Source organism: Paenibacillus dendritiformis (assembly GCF_945605565.1).
In the GTDB taxonomy this organism is placed as follows: Bacteria; Bacillota; Bacilli; order Paenibacillales; family Paenibacillaceae; genus Paenibacillus_B; species Paenibacillus_B dendritiformis_A.
This window is the reverse complement of sequence record NZ_OX216966.1, coordinates 5,437,070-5,452,660: the sequence shown is the minus strand read 5'-3', so window position 1 is coordinate 5,452,660 and position 15,591 is coordinate 5,437,070. Positions and strand designations below refer to the sequence as shown.

Annotated in this window: 11 protein-coding genes; 10 read left to right on the top strand and 1 reads right to left on the bottom strand. The window is 52.6% G+C overall.

Features of this window, described 5'->3' with window-relative positions:
- Positions 1-428 precede the first annotated feature (428 nt).
- From pnpS to NNL35_RS24460, 4 genes are all read left to right on the top strand, one after another.
- On the top strand, positions 429-2,240 hold the full coding sequence (gene pnpS / locus NNL35_RS24475) for a two-component system histidine kinase PnpS (RefSeq protein ID WP_006680095.1): 1,812 nt from the start codon (positions 429-431) through the stop codon (positions 2,238-2,240).
- 162 nt (positions 2,241-2,402) lie between these two features.
- A complete protein-coding gene (locus NNL35_RS24470; protein ID WP_006680094.1) occupies positions 2,403-3,131 on the top strand; it encodes a response regulator transcription factor in 729 nt (242 codons plus the stop codon).
- Positions 3,132-3,423: 292 nt separating this feature from the next.
- Positions 3,424-4,551: a methyl-accepting chemotaxis protein gene (locus NNL35_RS24465; RefSeq protein ID WP_006680092.1), complete on the top strand. Its 1,128-nt coding sequence runs from the start codon at positions 3,424-3,426 to the stop codon at positions 4,549-4,551.
- 172 nt (positions 4,552-4,723) lie between these two features.
- A complete protein-coding gene (locus NNL35_RS24460) occupies positions 4,724-6,175 on the top strand; it encodes a BglG family transcription antiterminator (protein WP_006680091.1) in 1,452 nt (483 codons plus the stop codon).
- Positions 6,176-6,296: 121 nt separating this feature from the next.
- Here NNL35_RS24460 and NNL35_RS24455 read toward each other — a convergent pair whose 3' ends face one another.
- On the bottom strand, positions 6,297-6,638 hold the full coding sequence (locus NNL35_RS24455; protein ID WP_254553818.1) for a hypothetical protein: 342 nt from the start codon (positions 6,636-6,638) through the stop codon (positions 6,297-6,299).
- 489 nt (positions 6,639-7,127) lie between these two features.
- Here NNL35_RS24455 and NNL35_RS24450 point away from each other — a divergent pair, with 489 nt between their 5' ends.
- The 6 genes from NNL35_RS24450 to polA all read left to right on the top strand — a co-directional run bounded on the left by NNL35_RS24450 (position 7,128) and on the right by polA (position 15,580).
- A complete protein-coding gene (locus tag NNL35_RS24450; RefSeq protein WP_006680089.1) occupies positions 7,128-8,141 on the top strand; it encodes a PstS family phosphate ABC transporter substrate-binding protein in 1,014 nt (337 codons plus the stop codon).
- A 137-nt stretch (positions 8,142-8,278) separates the two neighbouring features.
- Positions 8,279-9,205, top strand: a complete 927-nt coding sequence (gene pstC, locus NNL35_RS24445) for a phosphate ABC transporter permease subunit PstC (RefSeq protein ID WP_006680088.1) — start codon at positions 8,279-8,281, stop codon at positions 9,203-9,205.
- Between the two features lie 3 nt (positions 9,206-9,208).
- The gene (pstA, locus tag NNL35_RS24440; RefSeq protein ID WP_006680087.1) at positions 9,209-10,084 is read left to right on the top strand and encodes a phosphate ABC transporter permease PstA; all 876 of its coding nucleotides are present in this window, start codon (positions 9,209-9,211) and stop codon (positions 10,082-10,084) included.
- A gap of 27 nt (positions 10,085-10,111) precedes the next feature.
- Positions 10,112-10,897 carry a phosphate ABC transporter ATP-binding protein PstB gene (gene pstB, locus NNL35_RS24435; protein ID WP_006680086.1) on the top strand — a complete coding sequence of 262 codons (786 nt, stop codon included), beginning with the start codon at positions 10,112-10,114 and terminating at the stop codon, positions 10,895-10,897.
- An 18-nt stretch (positions 10,898-10,915) separates the two neighbouring features.
- Positions 10,916-11,575 (top strand): phosphate signaling complex protein PhoU, encoded by a 660-nt coding sequence (gene phoU / locus NNL35_RS24430; protein WP_006680085.1) that lies wholly within the window; start codon positions 10,916-10,918, stop codon positions 11,573-11,575.
- Between the two features lie 1,335 nt (positions 11,576-12,910).
- Positions 12,911-15,580: a DNA polymerase I gene (gene polA, locus NNL35_RS24425; RefSeq protein WP_006679250.1), complete on the top strand. Its 2,670-nt coding sequence runs from the start codon at positions 12,911-12,913 to the stop codon at positions 15,578-15,580.
- Positions 15,581-15,591 lie beyond the last annotated feature (11 nt).

The following is a 15,591-nucleotide window of genomic DNA, read 5'->3' as shown; positions in this document are numbered from 1 at the left end:
GAATGCGTCGGTAGAACCGCAGGCTGGCGGACGCGGGTTGCAAAAAGGCAGCGGTGATAGGTTGGCGCCGCGGCCTCCTTGCATCGTGTCTCTCCTGAATCGTTGGGATATGGATGGGAAAGCCCCAAGCTCTTGCAGAAGCAGGCAATTGCCTGTGTAAGCGGGAGATTCGGCGTAAGGGGTACATGAGGAGGAGCATGGGGCAGCGAACAAAAATTCGCGGAGAGCGTATGGAGGCGCTCATCCTGCTGTGGTATGGCCGGCCGGAATGATATTGTTCATCGGAAGGGAAGAATAGCGGAGAACGCGATTCCGTTCAGGGCGATGGTTTACAAAAGCTTTACATAAGACAGTCTAGCCAAACGGCGCAACGGTCGGTAGGATGGAACATAGACCTACAACCTCGAGTATGAAGTGGAGAGATGCGCATGTCGCGGTTTCGCACGCGTTTGACTTTAATCTTTGTGCTGCTGATCGGGATATCCGTGACGGCAGCCGGCATTTATATGGCGTCCACCTTCAAGCACAATCATATCCGCCAGTTGGAGCAGAATATGTCCCGGGAAATTATGCTCATCGAGCAGACGCTCGCCTGGATTCAGCCGGGCAGTATGGGCGAAATGATTGCATATTACAGCGGCTGGGCGCGCAAGCTTCATGACAGCGCGGATGCCCGCGTTACCTTTATTCTGGCTGACGGGACGGTCGTCGGCGATTCCGATCATAAGGCCACCGATATGGACAATCACCTGTCGCGCGAGGAGATCGTGAAGGCGGGACAGGAAGGGATCGGCTCGAATATTCGTTACAGCGAGACGCTGGGGCAAAATATGCTCTATGTCGCCAGACCCGTGCATACGTCCACTTTTGACGGGTATATTCGTCTGGCGATGAGCCTGGAGCATGTCGAGAGCAGCGTGAGGGCGCTGTGGGCGTATTTGGCGCTCGGTCTGGCGGCATTATTCGTTATCGCCGGGATCGTCAGCTACCGGATTGCCTTCAATCTGACGCGTCCGATCGAGAATATGACCCGCGTCGCGATGCGCATCGCCCAGATGGACTACAAGGCGAGGGCACAGGCTGCGGGGAAGGACGAGATCGGGCAGTTGGGTACGGCCATCAATGCGATGGCGGAGAGCCTTCAGGTGCAGATGTCGCAAATCCGTGAGAACGAGAGCCGGCTGCAGACGGTCATGGAGCATATGATCAATGCGATCGTAATGGTCGATGCGAAAGGCAAGGTTGCGCTGCTGAACCGGAAGGCCGAGCATATTCTCGGCATCCGAAGCCGGGAATGGCTCGGGCGTCCGTTCAGCGAAGTCAGGGCGCCGTATGAGATGCAGCAGATGATGGCCGAAGTCGAGGAGAAGAAGCTGCTGCGCCATGAGGAGATGACGATTTATTATCCGGAGGAGCGGCTGCTGGATGTTACGGTCGTCCCGGCCTATTTCACCGATCAGGAATGGGCGGGCATTCTGCTGGTGATGCAGGATGTCTCGGAGATTCGGCGGCTGGAACGGATGCGGACCGAATTCGTGGCCAATGTGTCCCATGAACTCAAGACGCCGATTGCCGCGGTCAAGGGCTTCGCCGAGACGCTGCTGAATGGAGCGATGCATGATCCGGATATTGCGAAGTCCTTCCTGCAGATTATTCAGGAGGAGAGCGAGCGCTTGAACCGGCTTATCGGCGACATTCTGGAACTGTCGAAAATCGAAGCGAAGCGGGCGGTGCTGCAATTTTCGCCGGTGGAGCTCGGGACCTTCCTCGAGCAGACGGTGGAGATGCTGCGCAAGGAAGCGGGCAGCAAGCGCATCGATGTCCGGCTGGATGCCGAGACGGATCTGTATGTCGAGGCGGATGAGGATCGGCTGCGCCAGATTATGCTCAATCTGCTCTCCAACGCGATTAACTATACGCCGGAGGGCGGTCAGGTGAAGATAGGGGCTGTGGCGCTGCATGACCCGGATCAGGAGGAACGGATCCGGCTGACGATTACCGATACGGGCATCGGCATTCCGAAGAAGGATTTGCCGCGCATCTTCGAGCGCTTCTACCGGGTAGACAAGGCTCGCTCCCGCGTATCGGGAGGAACGGGACTGGGGCTATCCATCGTGAAGCATCTCGTCGATGCGCATGGAGGAACGATACGGGTGGAGAGCGAGCTGGGCGTAGGCACGACCTTTACAATCGAGCTTCCTGTGCTGCAGGAGTGGTCGCCGGACGGGTCAGAGCAATAAGCGCGGGTATGAATTCGCCATGACGCCATGCTCGCCCTACCTCCGTGCCGCAGTGAAAAAAACGTCGCCGCGGCACGGGGGAGTATGTTACGATAGGGTTGCGAGTATAAGCGTGAAGCCGTAGAGGCACAAGGGATAGGAATTGACTTTCGGAGGATAATCATGTCTGAACGAAAAGTATTAGTCATTGAAGACGAACCGACATTGGCGCGGCTATTGTCATATAATCTGACCTTGGAAGGGTACGATACGACCGTGATCGACCACGGCTCCCAAGGGCTGCAGGTGGCGCTGCACCGCAAGTTCGATCTCATCATACTGGATATTATGCTGCCGGGCATGAACGGATTCGAGGTGCTGTCCAAGCTGAGACAAGCCGGCATCCGTACGCCCGTCATCATTTTGACGGCGCGCAATGCGGAGGAAGAAGTCGTGCAGGGCTTGAAGTGCGGAGCGGACGACTACATTACGAAGCCGTTCGGCGTCGCTGAGCTGCTGGCGCGCGTCGGCGCCGTGCTGCGCCGCGCATCGAGCGACGAGCCGGCCGAGACGGAAGAAGCGGATGACAAAGTCATTGCGATCGGCGATCTGCGCATTTATCCGGAGAAGTATGAAGTGACGCTGCATCATGAGCTGATCCCGCTGCGGCCGAAGGAATTCGAAGTATTGCTCTACCTCGTCCAGCGCCCGGGGATGGTCATTACCCGCGACGACCTAATGAACGCGGTATGGGGCTTCGACTACATCGGCGGACAGCGGACAGTCGATGTCCATGTCAGCTCGCTGCGCAAGAAGCTGGAGATGAACCAGCGCTCCGTCCAGATCGATTCGATTCGGGGCGTCGGCTACAAATTGGTCCATCATAAGAAGGCGCACCGCACCGACGAATAAGGCCGCACAATCCATTTTCGATGGGGAGATGGATTCTTTTTTTTGCGATGAATATGGATGAGACAATGACGGCAGTCCGCTCTTCGGAGCGGGCTGCCGTCATGCGTTCGCGTTCTCTTCGATGGGCGCTCCTGGAGTCCATTGCTGTTTCCGAGATTCCTTGTGAAGCAATCCACAAAACCCGATTGCCTTTACAAACTCTTTACACAGCCTGGGCCAACCGTTTACATTTCCGTGCTACATTGGGACTAAAGATGCAGATTTACAAGATTAACGCAAAGGGTGATGCTATATGACGATGCCGATGTTATCTCTCATTAACCCGGGTTCTCCGCAGATCAAACATTGTGGCGCCTCCCCGGAGTACGGCGATTTGGTTCATGACGCTCCGGCGGTTGATCCGCGGACTCCGATCGAGGACGTCGAGGACATGTTCCTGTCCGATTCCTCGCTGCGCTGTCTTATTGTCGTGGACGGGGCGCAGCAGCCGAGCGGGATGGTGATGCGCGAACGGTTCCATGAACGGATGAGCAAGCGGTTCTCCCCGGCGCTCTATCATGAGAAGCCGATAGCGCGGCTGATGGATCGGGATATGGCCTGTGCGGAGTGGGGGACGGATGCGGCCCAACTGCTTGAATTGGCGGAGGCCCGTCCGGAGGAGCGGATGTATGACAGCCTCATTATCACTAGCGGAGGGCAATATGCCGGCGTGCTGTCGGCGAAGCAGCTGTCCGAGCTCTCCAGCCGCGTGCGCCGCAATGCGGAGCGTAAGGAGGAGGCGGTGCTGCAATCGACGCTCCAGGCGTTCGATTCGATTCGGGGCGAGACCGGATATGTCAGGCAGGCGGCGGAGGAAGGCAAGCTGCACGCGTCCGCGATGATGGACAAGACGCTGGCAGGCAAAACTTCGCTCGATCACGTGTCCTCCGCCTTTCAGCAAGTATTTGAGCAGGTGAACGATCAGGCGGCGGAAATGGAGCATCTGCGACAATATACCCAGGCGGTGGCCGATTCCATCGGCGTCATCCGCGGCTGGTCCGATTCATGTCATATGCTGGCGTTGAACGCTTCGATCGAAGCGGCCCGCGCCGGCGAGCACGGGCTTGGCTTCCAGGTCGTGGCCGCGGAGGTGCGCAAGCTGGCCATGCTGACGAAGGAGGCTACCGGCCAGATCGAAGAGACGCTGAGCCAGATGGTTCAAGCATTGAATCAGGCGGTACATACGGGGGAGCGCACCCGGGAACAGGTTGGAATGACCGCAATGGGGGTTGAGGCGGCATGCGGTCGGTTCGAGCAGCTGCTGCAGGCGATCGCGCATAATCAGGAGCAGCTGGCACAAATTGATGCCTGCGCGCAGCGCATGGAGGAGCGGGCGCAGGAAGCGCATGCGGAATTGAAGCGCATGGCGGAACGGGAATGAAGACAGTGTCCTGTGAAAAAACGTCGTTGGAGCACGGGAAAGTGTGTTACGATAGGGTTCCGAGTGTATGAGGGAAAGTTGCACTCATCGAAGACGAACTGTTATATAATCTGACCTTGGAAGGCAGATTCGACAGTGATCGGCTGGACGAAATCGCTGAAGGTGAATCATGATGGAAAAGGATATTAGTCGTAAAATCAAATTGTTGAAGATTCTTGCTGAGGAAAAGAAGTGGTTTACTCTCTCTGAACTTGAACAAAAACTAGATTGTTCCAGTAAAACAATTCGAAAGGATATATCAGTTCTCAATGATTTATTGCCGCAAAACGCTTCTATTTTTTCGAAAAAGGGAAAAGGGATCAAATTAGCCATACCCCAAGATCAGACCATATGTGAGGTTATATCTAATTTATCTAAAAAATCCCTGACTTTTTTAGTTCTTCAGAAGTTTTTGGAAGGAACTGCACCTACCATTACCTCTTTGTCCGAAAAATTATATCTTCCTGTCTCTTCAACGAATATGGCACTAAAAAGGGTTAGTAAATATATTGAAAAATTTGGTTTATCACTTGAGAAAAAACCTTTAGGAATCACAGGGGATGAGTTCCAAATCATCTTAATGTTCTCTGAACGCTATTTGGAGGCTTTTACGGAAGAAGAATGGCCGTTTAATGAGTATAGGAAAGAAGTGCTTCTAGGTTATATTTCTTATATCGAAAAAAAATTAGGTATTATATTTTTTACGAACGACAGAAGAAGATTCGTTTTTATCATGGCCATTCTTTTTATACGCAGGAAGCGAGGGCATAGGGTAAAATTTAATGAATGTATAATTAAAAATACAATTGAGACCCCGTATTATAAAGAAATATTTGAAAGGGGCACAGATGAAAAACGAGACGCCATTCATTTTTTGACGATTGAGGAGAAAGTCTTATTAGTAATCATCGTGAAATTATCCAGATACGCAAGCGTAAATCAAGCTAACTTAAGGCGGGAAGAACTAAAACTGTATAAGGAAGGAAAAATACAAGCTTATACTTATATAAGTGAATTCATTCACATATTGGAAAGAGAAGTAAAGATAGATTTAGCAAGCGACGAAGATTTTGTGTATGGTATGGTTGATTACTGTAGACATACCTTTTATAAATTAATGTTTCTCCCGAAGATAATCATGCCGGAAAAGGAGACTTGCAAGTATATAAAGAAGACTTATAAAAAAACATTTCTGTCAGTGAAGAAAGCATATAACGAATGGGCGAAGAAACTGGAAATCTTAGATGTGCCTGATGAAGAAGCCGCAAAAATAACGATGCGGATAGCGGCAACCGGGCGGTTAAAAAATATGAATAAGAAAAAAGTGCTCCTAATTACAGGGGAAGAGAAAAGCTGGGAAATATACATGAAGAGCTGGATTAATAAAAAGTTCGACGGAAAACTAGAGATTATAGGTGAAGTGGATAGAAAAATGATTGAAGGCGATATAAAAAGCATGGACATTGACTTTATTATTACTACAATACCGCTTACTATTAATTTTCATTCCATTGTTCATGTATCCCCTATACTGCAAGAACGTGATTTCAATGAAATCGAACTATTTGTTAATCAAAACGGATAAACCGGCCTTTCTAGCCTTGCAGGGCTCCAACTGGTCACGCTGACGGGCGATTTGACAGAAAAAGACGCTTCCATCTCCCTTTGGCGCGGGGGTGGAGGCGTCTTTGACTTACACGATTCAATCAAAAGCGTAATCCCGAAAATAGAATCAGTTTCGTCTTAGAGTCAGTGCTTGTTATAACGTACTCTTTTTTTTCTAAATAAACTTTGCACTTCTTGTCATTGATTTCCCAATCCTTTATCAAAAAGGTTTTCTTTTTTTCTAAAAAAAACTTGCATTTTTTAATATCGATTTCCCAGTCGTTTATTATAATTTTACCTAACTGGAAGTACAGGTTAACCACTTTATGGGACCGCGTGCTTAAAAAATCACTTTCTAAAATCACTCTAATATTTTCCCTATTTGAAATTTCTGATCTAAAATCTTGAATCGTCACTTCTTCCATAATCTCACCTAAATTCATTATTAAAAATAAATACAGTGTTGCTCCGGTAAAATTGATTTTCATCCTATAAAATGAATTTACTAATCAACAATATTGGGAATTTCTATGACACTATAACATACTGCAGAAAAATGTGACTTACTGTTTTTTTCTCTTATTAAGGGGATATTTTAATTTTCATGGAAATAAAATCTCTGATAGCATAAAAATAATGAGCTTTGACATTGGCTCATTCGCTCATTTTCCCCATTTGTAAATCCCTGGCGTGTGGACCGGGGATTTTTTTTTATGTCGAGCCGAGTCATGCTTTTCAGGCAACAGATTGGCGGATCCGTTGGAAGATATTGCTGATAACAGCGGCCGCTCGAATCAGCTTTGAATTTTTACACTCCGTTAACATACTTCCAAATCAGGCTTAACAAACAAGCAGTAATATTCAGATTGTAAGGCAGCAAGCGAACTTATCAATCGGGAAATGAGAGAACCAATTCAAAGGAGTGAATTCACTTGAAAAAGTGGGGCAAACAAATCATGCTGCTTACTTTGGTGGCAGTCATGGCATTCGCGCTAGCGGCATGCGGCGGCAAAAAAGAAGATACCTCGAACGCAGGCGCCGGCAATACGGGAACGGAATCTACGCAGACGAACACCGCTAACAATACGAATCAAGGCAGCGAGGACAAATTGTCCGGCACGATTGAAATCGACGGTTCCAGCACGGTCTATCCGATGACAGAGGCGATTGCAGAAGAATTCGGCAAGGAGCATAGCGATGTCCGCGTCTCCGTGGGAACGTCCGGCACAGGCGGCGGCTTCAAGCGGTTTATCGCAGGCGAGACTGCCATCAGCAACGCATCCCGCCCGATCAAGGACAAGGAAGCGGAAGACGCGAAGGCGAACGGCGTCGAGTACTTAGAGTTGACGGTTGCTTATGACGGCTTGTCCATCGTCGTGAACAAAGACAACTCCTGGGTCGACAAAATTACGCTCGACGAGCTGAAAAAAATCTATGAGCCGAACTCCAAGGTCAAAACGTGGGCGGACGTGCGGGAAGGCTGGCCGAACGAGGAGATCAAAATCTATTCTCCGGGCGCGGACCATGGAACGTTCGACTATTTCACGGAAGAGATTAACGGCAAGGCGCAAGAAAGCCGCAACGACGGCCAAATTACGTTCAGCGCGGATACGAACGCTATCGTGCAAGGCGTAGCCGGAGACAAAAATGCGATCGGCTACTTCGGATACTCCTTCTTCGAGGAAAATCAAGATAAGCTGAAGCTCGTTCCTGTCGATAACGGAACGGCGACGGTAGCTCCGACGCTCGATACGATTAAAGACGGAAGCTATGCCCCATTGTCCCGTCCGCTCCTTATCTACGTAAGCAAGAAGCAAATGGAGAAGCCGGAAGTGAAGGCTTATGTTGAGTACTACCTGAAGACGGCTGGCAGCATTGCCGAAGAAGTCGGCTATGTGCCGCTGCCGCAAGAGAAATATGACGAGCAGTTGAACCAATTGAAGTAACCGCCGGAATTCGTACGCAGCAGTCATACACGATGATGAACGTGTGATGTCTCTTATCCTCATGAATTAGGGACATCACATTTTCATAGCATGATTGTTAACGAATTGTAAATGAAGCTAAAAGTGAGGTTAAGCATATGCAGGCGAATGTCCCGCAACAAGAAGCGAAGCTGACGTTCCGTAACCGCAGAATGCATTTGTCGGACAAAATCGTGCCGGTGCTGCTGTTCCTGTGCGCGGCCGTCTCGGTTCTGACGACAATAGGCATCGTCTATACGTTATTCTCGGAGACGTGGAGCTTCTTCTCCCACGTCAACATCGCCGACTTCCTGTTTGGCACCCGGTGGAGCCCGCTCATTCAGCCTAAGGAGTTCGGCATTCTGCCGCTTATCGGCGGGACGCTGCTGGTCACGCTCATCGCTTGCCTGGTCGCTATCCCGATCGGGCTGGCGAGCGCCATCTATCTGAGCGAATACGCGCCGGATCGCGTCCGCAAGATCGTCAAGCCGATTCTGGAAGTGCTGGCTGGCGTGCCGACCATTGTATACGGCTATTTCGCCCTTACCTTCGTCACGCCGATCATCCGGGAGATCTTCCCGAGCACAGGCGTCTTCAATGCGCTCAGCGCCGGAATCGTCGTCGGCATCATGATTATTCCGATGGTCTCCTCCTTAAGCGAGGACGCGATGACGGCCGTCCCGCGCAGCCTGCGCCACGGGGCCTACGCCCTCGGGGCAACGCGCTTCGAGGTGGCGCTCAAGATTGTCGTGCCGGCCGCGTTGTCAGGCATCGTCTCCTCCGCCGTACTGGCCTTCTCACGGGCGATCGGCGAGACGATGATCGTGACGGTAGCCGCAGGGGCGACTCCGAACTTGACACTGAATCCGCTGGAGAGCATTCAGACGATGACAGCGTACATCGTGCAGGTCAGCCTGGGCGACACGCCGCATGGATCCATTGAATACGGCACGATTTTTGCCGTCGGCATGACGCTGTTCATCATTACGTTTCTGCTTAATATATTGGCGCTTTGGGTTGCACGCCGGTTTAGGGAGGAATATTGACAGATGGCGATGTTACAGGACGCGAACCGCAAGCAGATCAGCACCCGGCGCAAAATCGATTTTTGCCTTCACATTCTTTTTGTTACTGCTACATTGATTGGGATCGTCGCGCTGATGGCGCTGCTCGTGAACATTATGATGGACGGCTTGTCCCGGCTCAATACTGACTTGTTCACGAACTACCCGTCCCGCCGGCCTGCCGCCGCCGGGATGAAGTCGGCGATTGTCGGATCGATTTATATGGTGCTCATCATGGCGCCCATCTCATTCATTCTTGGCGTAGGAGCGGCCATTTACCTGGAAGAATACGCAAAAAAGAACGCTCTTACCCGGTTCATTCAGTTGAACATCAGCACATTGGCGGGCGTTCCGTCCATTGTATACGGGATTCTCGGGCTGACGATTTTCGTGCGCGGCATGGCGCTTGACCGAAGCCTGCTCTCCGGGTCGCTCACGATGACCTTGCTCGTGCTCCCGATCATTATCGTATCCGCCCAAGAGGCGATTCGCGCGGTTCCGAAGATGCGGCGGGACGCTTCATTCGCGCTCGGCGCGACCAAATGGCAGACGGTCTCCCGCTCGGTCATGCCATCGGCCATCTCCGGCATACTGACCGGCGTCATCCTGGCCTTGTCCCGGGCGATCGGCGAGACCGCGCCGCTCGTTATGATCGGAGCCCTGACGTTCGTCGCCTTTCTTCCGAACAGCATTTTGGATCAGTTCACGGTTATGCCGATCCAGATTTTCAACTGGGTATCGCGGCCGCAGGTGGCGTTCCATGAGTTGGCCGCAGCGGGCATCATCGTGCTGCTGGCGCTGCTCATCCTGATGAATCTGTCAGCCGTGCTGCTGCGCAATAAATATCAGAAAAACAGATAAGGAGACGATCGTATGACGACGGCGACGATGACGACGAATACGGCAACCGGGACGGATTTGAAGCCTATCATTAACATAGACAGCCTGAATTTGTATTACGGCACCTACCACGCGCTCAAGAATGTATCGATGACAATCCCCGAGAAGGCGGTCACCGCGTTCATCGGCCCTTCCGGCTGCGGCAAGTCGACGCTGCTGCGGACGCTGAATCGGATGAACGACATGATTGCCGGCACGCGCATCGAGGGGCGGGTAGAGATTGCCGGCACCAATATTTACAGCAATGAAGTCGATGTGGAGACGCTGCGCAAAAAAGTAGGCATGGTCTTCCAGCAGCCGAACCCTTTTCCGAAATCGATATATGACAATATTGCTTATGGCCCGCGGCTTCATGGTATTCGCAACAAGGCGAAGCTGGATGAGATCGTTGAGCAGAGCCTGCGTTCCGCCGTGCTGTGGGATGAAGTGAAGGATTATTTGAAGCGGTCGGCATTCAGTCTCTCCGGGGGGCAGCAGCAGCGCCTCTGCATCGCGCGCGCGTTGGCGGTGAACCCCGAGATTCTGCTGATGGATGAAGCGACATCCGCGCTGGATCCGATCTCGACGCTGAAGATCGAGGAACTGGTACAGGAACTGAAGCATCAATATACGATTGTCATGGTTACGCACAATATGCACCAAGCCGCCCGCGTGTCGGATCAGACTGTCTTTTTCCTCAATGGGGAAGTGGTTGAGTTCGATCAGACGGAGACGCTGTTCTCCAATCCGAGCGACAAGCGGACGGAAGATTATATTACGGGACGCTTCGGCTAAAAAGGAGAGGAAACCAGGATGATTAAGCGCAGGGAATTCGATCTGGGGTTGGATGAGCTCAGCCGCCTGCTCGAACAAATGGGCCGCCATGTGGAGCGCGCGTTGTTCGAATCGATAGAATCGTTGAAAACGATGGACGCGGAGCGCGCCCGGGCAATCATTAACGAGGATCCGCATCTGAACCGGATGGAGGATAATATTGTCGAGCTGGGCTCGAAGCTGATTTTGACGCAGCAGCCGGTGGCCAAAGATCTGCGGCGCATCCTTGTTGCCTTCCGCATCTCCAGCGATCTGGAGCGGATGGGCGATCTGTCCATCGACATCGCCAAGGTCGTGCTGCGGATAGAAGGGCAGACGCTGATGAAGCCGCTCATCGACCTGCCGCGCATGGCGGAGATTGTCCAGCAGATGATTACCGATTCGATTCGGGCCTATGTGCAGGAAGATATCGATCTGGCTTACAAAATGGCGAAGGATGATGATCAAGTCGACCAACTGTACAGCCAAATATTCCGCGAGCTGCTCAGCTACGTGCTCGAAAACCCGCACAACGCCTCCCAGGCGATGCTGCTCACCTTCGTCGGCCGCTATATCGAACGGATTGCCGACCATGCCACCAATATCGGCGAGTCGGTCGTCTACCTCGTCACCAATGAACGTCCTGATCTGAATAGTTAATACCGTACCGCAGGAACCGTCCGGAGCTGAAGCCGGGCGGTTCTGACTTTTTATAAGTCAGAAAAATAGTTCGAAGTATCCACGTCTGCCCTGCCTTACGCTCGTTATCCCCTTGAGGCAGGAAAGCGATACGAATCTGTAACTGCCCGCCTTACGCTCACTATCCCCATGGCGCAGGAAAACCAGAACGAGTCCGTATCTGCCCCGCCTTACGGTCATTATCCCCTTAGCGCAGGAAAACCAGAACGAGTCCGTATCTGTCCCGCCTTACGCTCACTATCCCCATGGCGCAGGAAACCGAAACGACTCCGTATCTGCCCCGCCTTACGCTCGTTATCCCCATGGCGCAGGAAACCGAAACGAATTTGCATCTGCCTCACCTTATGCTCGTTATCCCCTTGGCACAGGAATCAATTATTTGCGTAGAGGGGGAATAACAAGAACAGAAGACTTGCTTCAATGGATGAATGAGGAGAATGTATTGGCTTGATGACTGCATGAAGCAAGCAAATGTCTACTAATTATCCAATATGGTTGATGTAGATGGTGAAGGCTCTCCTGACTCGATGGGAGATTGAACATAAGGGTCGTGATGGTGCTACCTGACCCGATTGGAGATTAAACATAAGGGTCGTGATGGGTGTAACCTGACCCGATGGGAGATCGAACATAAGGGTCGTGATGGGTGCTACCTGACCCGATGGGAGATTAATCATAAGGGTCGTGATGGGCGTAACCTGACCCGATGGGAGATTGAACATAAGGGTGGTGATGGGTGTAACCTGACCCGATGGGATATTGATTATAAGGGTGATGATGGGCGAACCTGACTCGATGGGAGATTGAACATAAGGGGTGATGATGGGCGAACCTGACTCGATGGGAGATTGATTATAAGGGTGATGATGGGTGTAACCTGACCCGATGGGAGATTGAACATAAGGGGTGATGATGGGCGAACCTGACTCGATGGGAGATTGATTATAAGGGTGATGATGGGCGAACCTGACTCGATGGGAGATTGAACATAAGGGTCGTGATGGGTGTAACCTGACCCGATGGGAGATTGAACATAAGGGTGGTGATGGGTGCCACCTGACTCGATGGGAAATTGAGCATATGGGGTGACGATAGATGCCACCTGATCCATTGGAAGATTTAGAATAAGGGATTATCGGGTACGTCTGACCGATTGGGGGACTTGACGTAAGTGGTAATTTATGTAACACAGGAGCGGTCGGCTTTCTATCTTCGTGCCGTATTCATATTCGATTTCCTATTCGGGTTCGCGCTATGCTATCATGAAAACATGAGACGGGATTGAGGTGTTTATTAATGAAGGAAAAATGGATCGTAATCGACGGCAACAGCATTATTTACCGTGCTTTTTTTGCGATGCCGCCATTGTCGAACTCACTAGGTTTGCATACCAATGCCGTATTCGGCTTTACGCAGATGCTGCTTCGCATTTTGGAGGAGGAGCAGCCGACTCATATGCTGGTCGCGTTTGACGCGGGCAAGGAGACGTTCCGCCATGGAGACTATCAGGACTATAAGGGAGGCCGTGAAAAGACGCCTCCGGAGCTGTCCGAGCAGTTTCCGCTGCTGAAGGAGCTGCTGTCGGCGATGGGCATCGCCCATTTCGAGCTGGCGGGCTACGAGGCGGATGACATCATCGGCACGATGACCCGCCAGGCGGATGAAGCGGGCCAGCCAATGTTCGTCGTCACCGGGGACAAGGACATGCTTCAGCTTGCTTCCCGACATGTATCCGTGCTGCTTACGCGCAAGGGCGTGACGGAGGTGGAGAAGTATACTCCTGCCGAGATAGAGGAGAAGTATGGATTGAAGCCGGAACAGATTATCGATCTGAAAGGATTGATGGGAGACACCTCTGATAATATCCCGGGCGTTCCGGGGATTGGGGAGAAGACGGCACTGAAGCTGCTGCATCAGTATCCCAGCGTCGAGAGCGTGCTGGAGCATGTGGACGAGCTGAAGGGCAAGATGAAGGAGAATCTGGTCAATCATGCGGAAGATGCCCGGATGAGCAAGCGGCTGGCCACGATTTTCCGGGAGGTTCCGCTCGATCTGCCGCCGGAGCAGATGAAGTTCGACGGCTTGCAAGCGGAGGCGTTGCCGGCGCTCCGCAAGCTTGAGTTCAGATCCGTTATCGAGCGGCTTGAAAAAGCCGGTGTCGGTGGAGAAGCCAAGCCTGCTGCTGTCGATGAATCGCTCTCCGCAGAGCGCCTCAATGTCCGTCTGGCCGGAGAAGGCCGATGGGACGGGCTGAATGAGACGCTCGCTACCGCTGATGTGCTGATTGTGGAAGCCCATGGCGACAATCCGCATCAGGCGGAGCTCATTGGACTGCTCGTCGCGACAGAGGACGAGAGCTGGTATGTGACGGCAGATGAACTGCAGACCGAAGAAGCGGCCGAGCTGCGGGCGTGGTTGGGAGACGGGCAGCGTCCAAAAAGCGGCTATGATCTCCACTATAACGATCTGGTGCTTCATTGGGCGGGAGTTCCGCTGGAAGGATCCGTCTTCGATGTCCATCTCGCAGCCTATCTCCTCAATCCGGAGGATGCTTCGGCTACGCTGCAATCCGTCGCGGAGAAGTACGGGCTTCCGTCCTCTCAGGATAATGACGCCGTATACGGCAAAGGCGCTAAATTCAAGGTGCCGGAGACGACAGTCGTTGCGGAGCATGCGGCTCGCAAGGCGAAGCTCGTCCGGCTGCTGAAGCCGGTGATGGAGAAGGCGCTGCAAGATCAGGAGATGAACCGGCTCTATTACGATCTGGAGCTGCCGCTCTCCAAGGTGCTGGCGCAGATGGAGAAGACGGGCATTCGGGTGAACAAGCAGAGTCTTCACGACTTGGGCACGAACTTCAAGCAGCAGATCGAGGAGACGATGGCGCGCATTTATGAGCTGGCCGGCACCGAGTTCAACATTGGATCGCCGAAGCAGTTGGGCGAGATTCTGTTCGATAAGCTGCGCTTGCCGGTCATCAAGAAGACGAAGACGGGGTATTCGACCGATGCCGAGGTGCTGGAGAAGCTGGAGCCGTACCATGACATCATTCCGCTCATCTTGCTCTACCGGCAGATGACGAAGCTGCAGTCCACCTATATTGAAGGGCTGCTGAAGGAAGTACGCGAGAGCACGGGTAAGGTCCATACGTATTACCGTCAGACGATTGCGGCGACGGGCCGCCTGAGCAGCCAGTATCCGAATCTTCAGAACATTCCGATCCGGCTCGAGGAAGGGCGGCAAATCCGCCAGGCGTTCGTGCCTTCGGAGCCGGGGTGGCATATTGTCGCGGCCGACTATTCCCAGATCGAGCTGCGCGTTCTGGCCCATATCTCTGGCGATGACAAGCTGAAGGAAGCGTTCATCCACGATATGGACATTCATACGAAGACCGCGATGGACGTATTCGGCGTCGCCGCCGACCAGGTCGATTCCAATATGCGCCGCCAGGCGAAGGCCGTCAACTTCGGCATCGTCTATGGCATCAGCGACTACGGGCTGTCTCAGAACCTGCACATTACGCGCAAGGAAGCGGCCGCGTTCATCGACCAGTACTTCCATGTGTTCCGCGGTGTGCGCCAATATATGGACGATATCGTCAAGCAGGCGCGCCAGGATGGCTACGTCACGACGCTGCTCGAGCGCAGACGATATCTCAAGGATATCAACGCATCGAACTACAATCTTCGTTCGTTCGCGGAACGGACGGCGATGAATACGCCGATCCAAGGAACCGCCGCCGATATTATCAAGCTGGCGATGGTTCAGATGGATGCCAAGCTGAAGGAGTTGGGCTTGAAGAGCCGGATGCTGCTTCAGGTGCACGACGAATTGGTGTTCGAGGTGCCGGAGGATGAAGTGGACACGATGAAGAAGCTGGTGCCGGAAGTCATGGAAGCGGCTTTGAAGCTCGATGTGCCGCTTCGGGCCGATGTGAGCTCCGGCAGCAATTGGTACGAAGCGAAGTAAATCAAGACCAG

Bases quoted from the DNA above. Each gene is read 5' to 3' on its own strand.
- pnpS (WP_006680095.1), top strand. From the start codon at position 429: ATGTCGCGGTTTCGCACGCGTTTGACTTTAATCTTTGTGCTGCTGATC.
- NNL35_RS24470 (WP_006680094.1), top strand. From the start codon at position 2,403: ATGTCTGAACGAAAAGTATTAGTCATTGAAGACGAACCGACATTGGCG.
- NNL35_RS24465 (WP_006680092.1), top strand. From the start codon at position 3,424: ATGACGATGCCGATGTTATCTCTCATTAACCCGGGTTCTCCGCAGATC.
- NNL35_RS24460 (WP_006680091.1), top strand. From the start codon at position 4,724: ATGGAAAAGGATATTAGTCGTAAAATCAAATTGTTGAAGATTCTTGCT.
- NNL35_RS24455 (WP_254553818.1), bottom strand. From the start codon at position 6,638: ATGAATTTAGGTGAGATTATGGAAGAAGTGACGATTCAAGATTTTAGA.
- pstC (WP_006680088.1), top strand. From the start codon at position 8,279: ATGCAGGCGAATGTCCCGCAACAAGAAGCGAAGCTGACGTTCCGTAAC.
- pstA (WP_006680087.1), top strand. From the start codon at position 9,209: ATGGCGATGTTACAGGACGCGAACCGCAAGCAGATCAGCACCCGGCGC.
- pstB (WP_006680086.1), top strand. From the start codon at position 10,112: ATGACGACGAATACGGCAACCGGGACGGATTTGAAGCCTATCATTAAC.
- phoU (WP_006680085.1), top strand. From the start codon at position 10,916: ATGATTAAGCGCAGGGAATTCGATCTGGGGTTGGATGAGCTCAGCCGC.
- polA (WP_006679250.1), top strand. From the start codon at position 12,911: ATGAAGGAAAAATGGATCGTAATCGACGGCAACAGCATTATTTACCGT.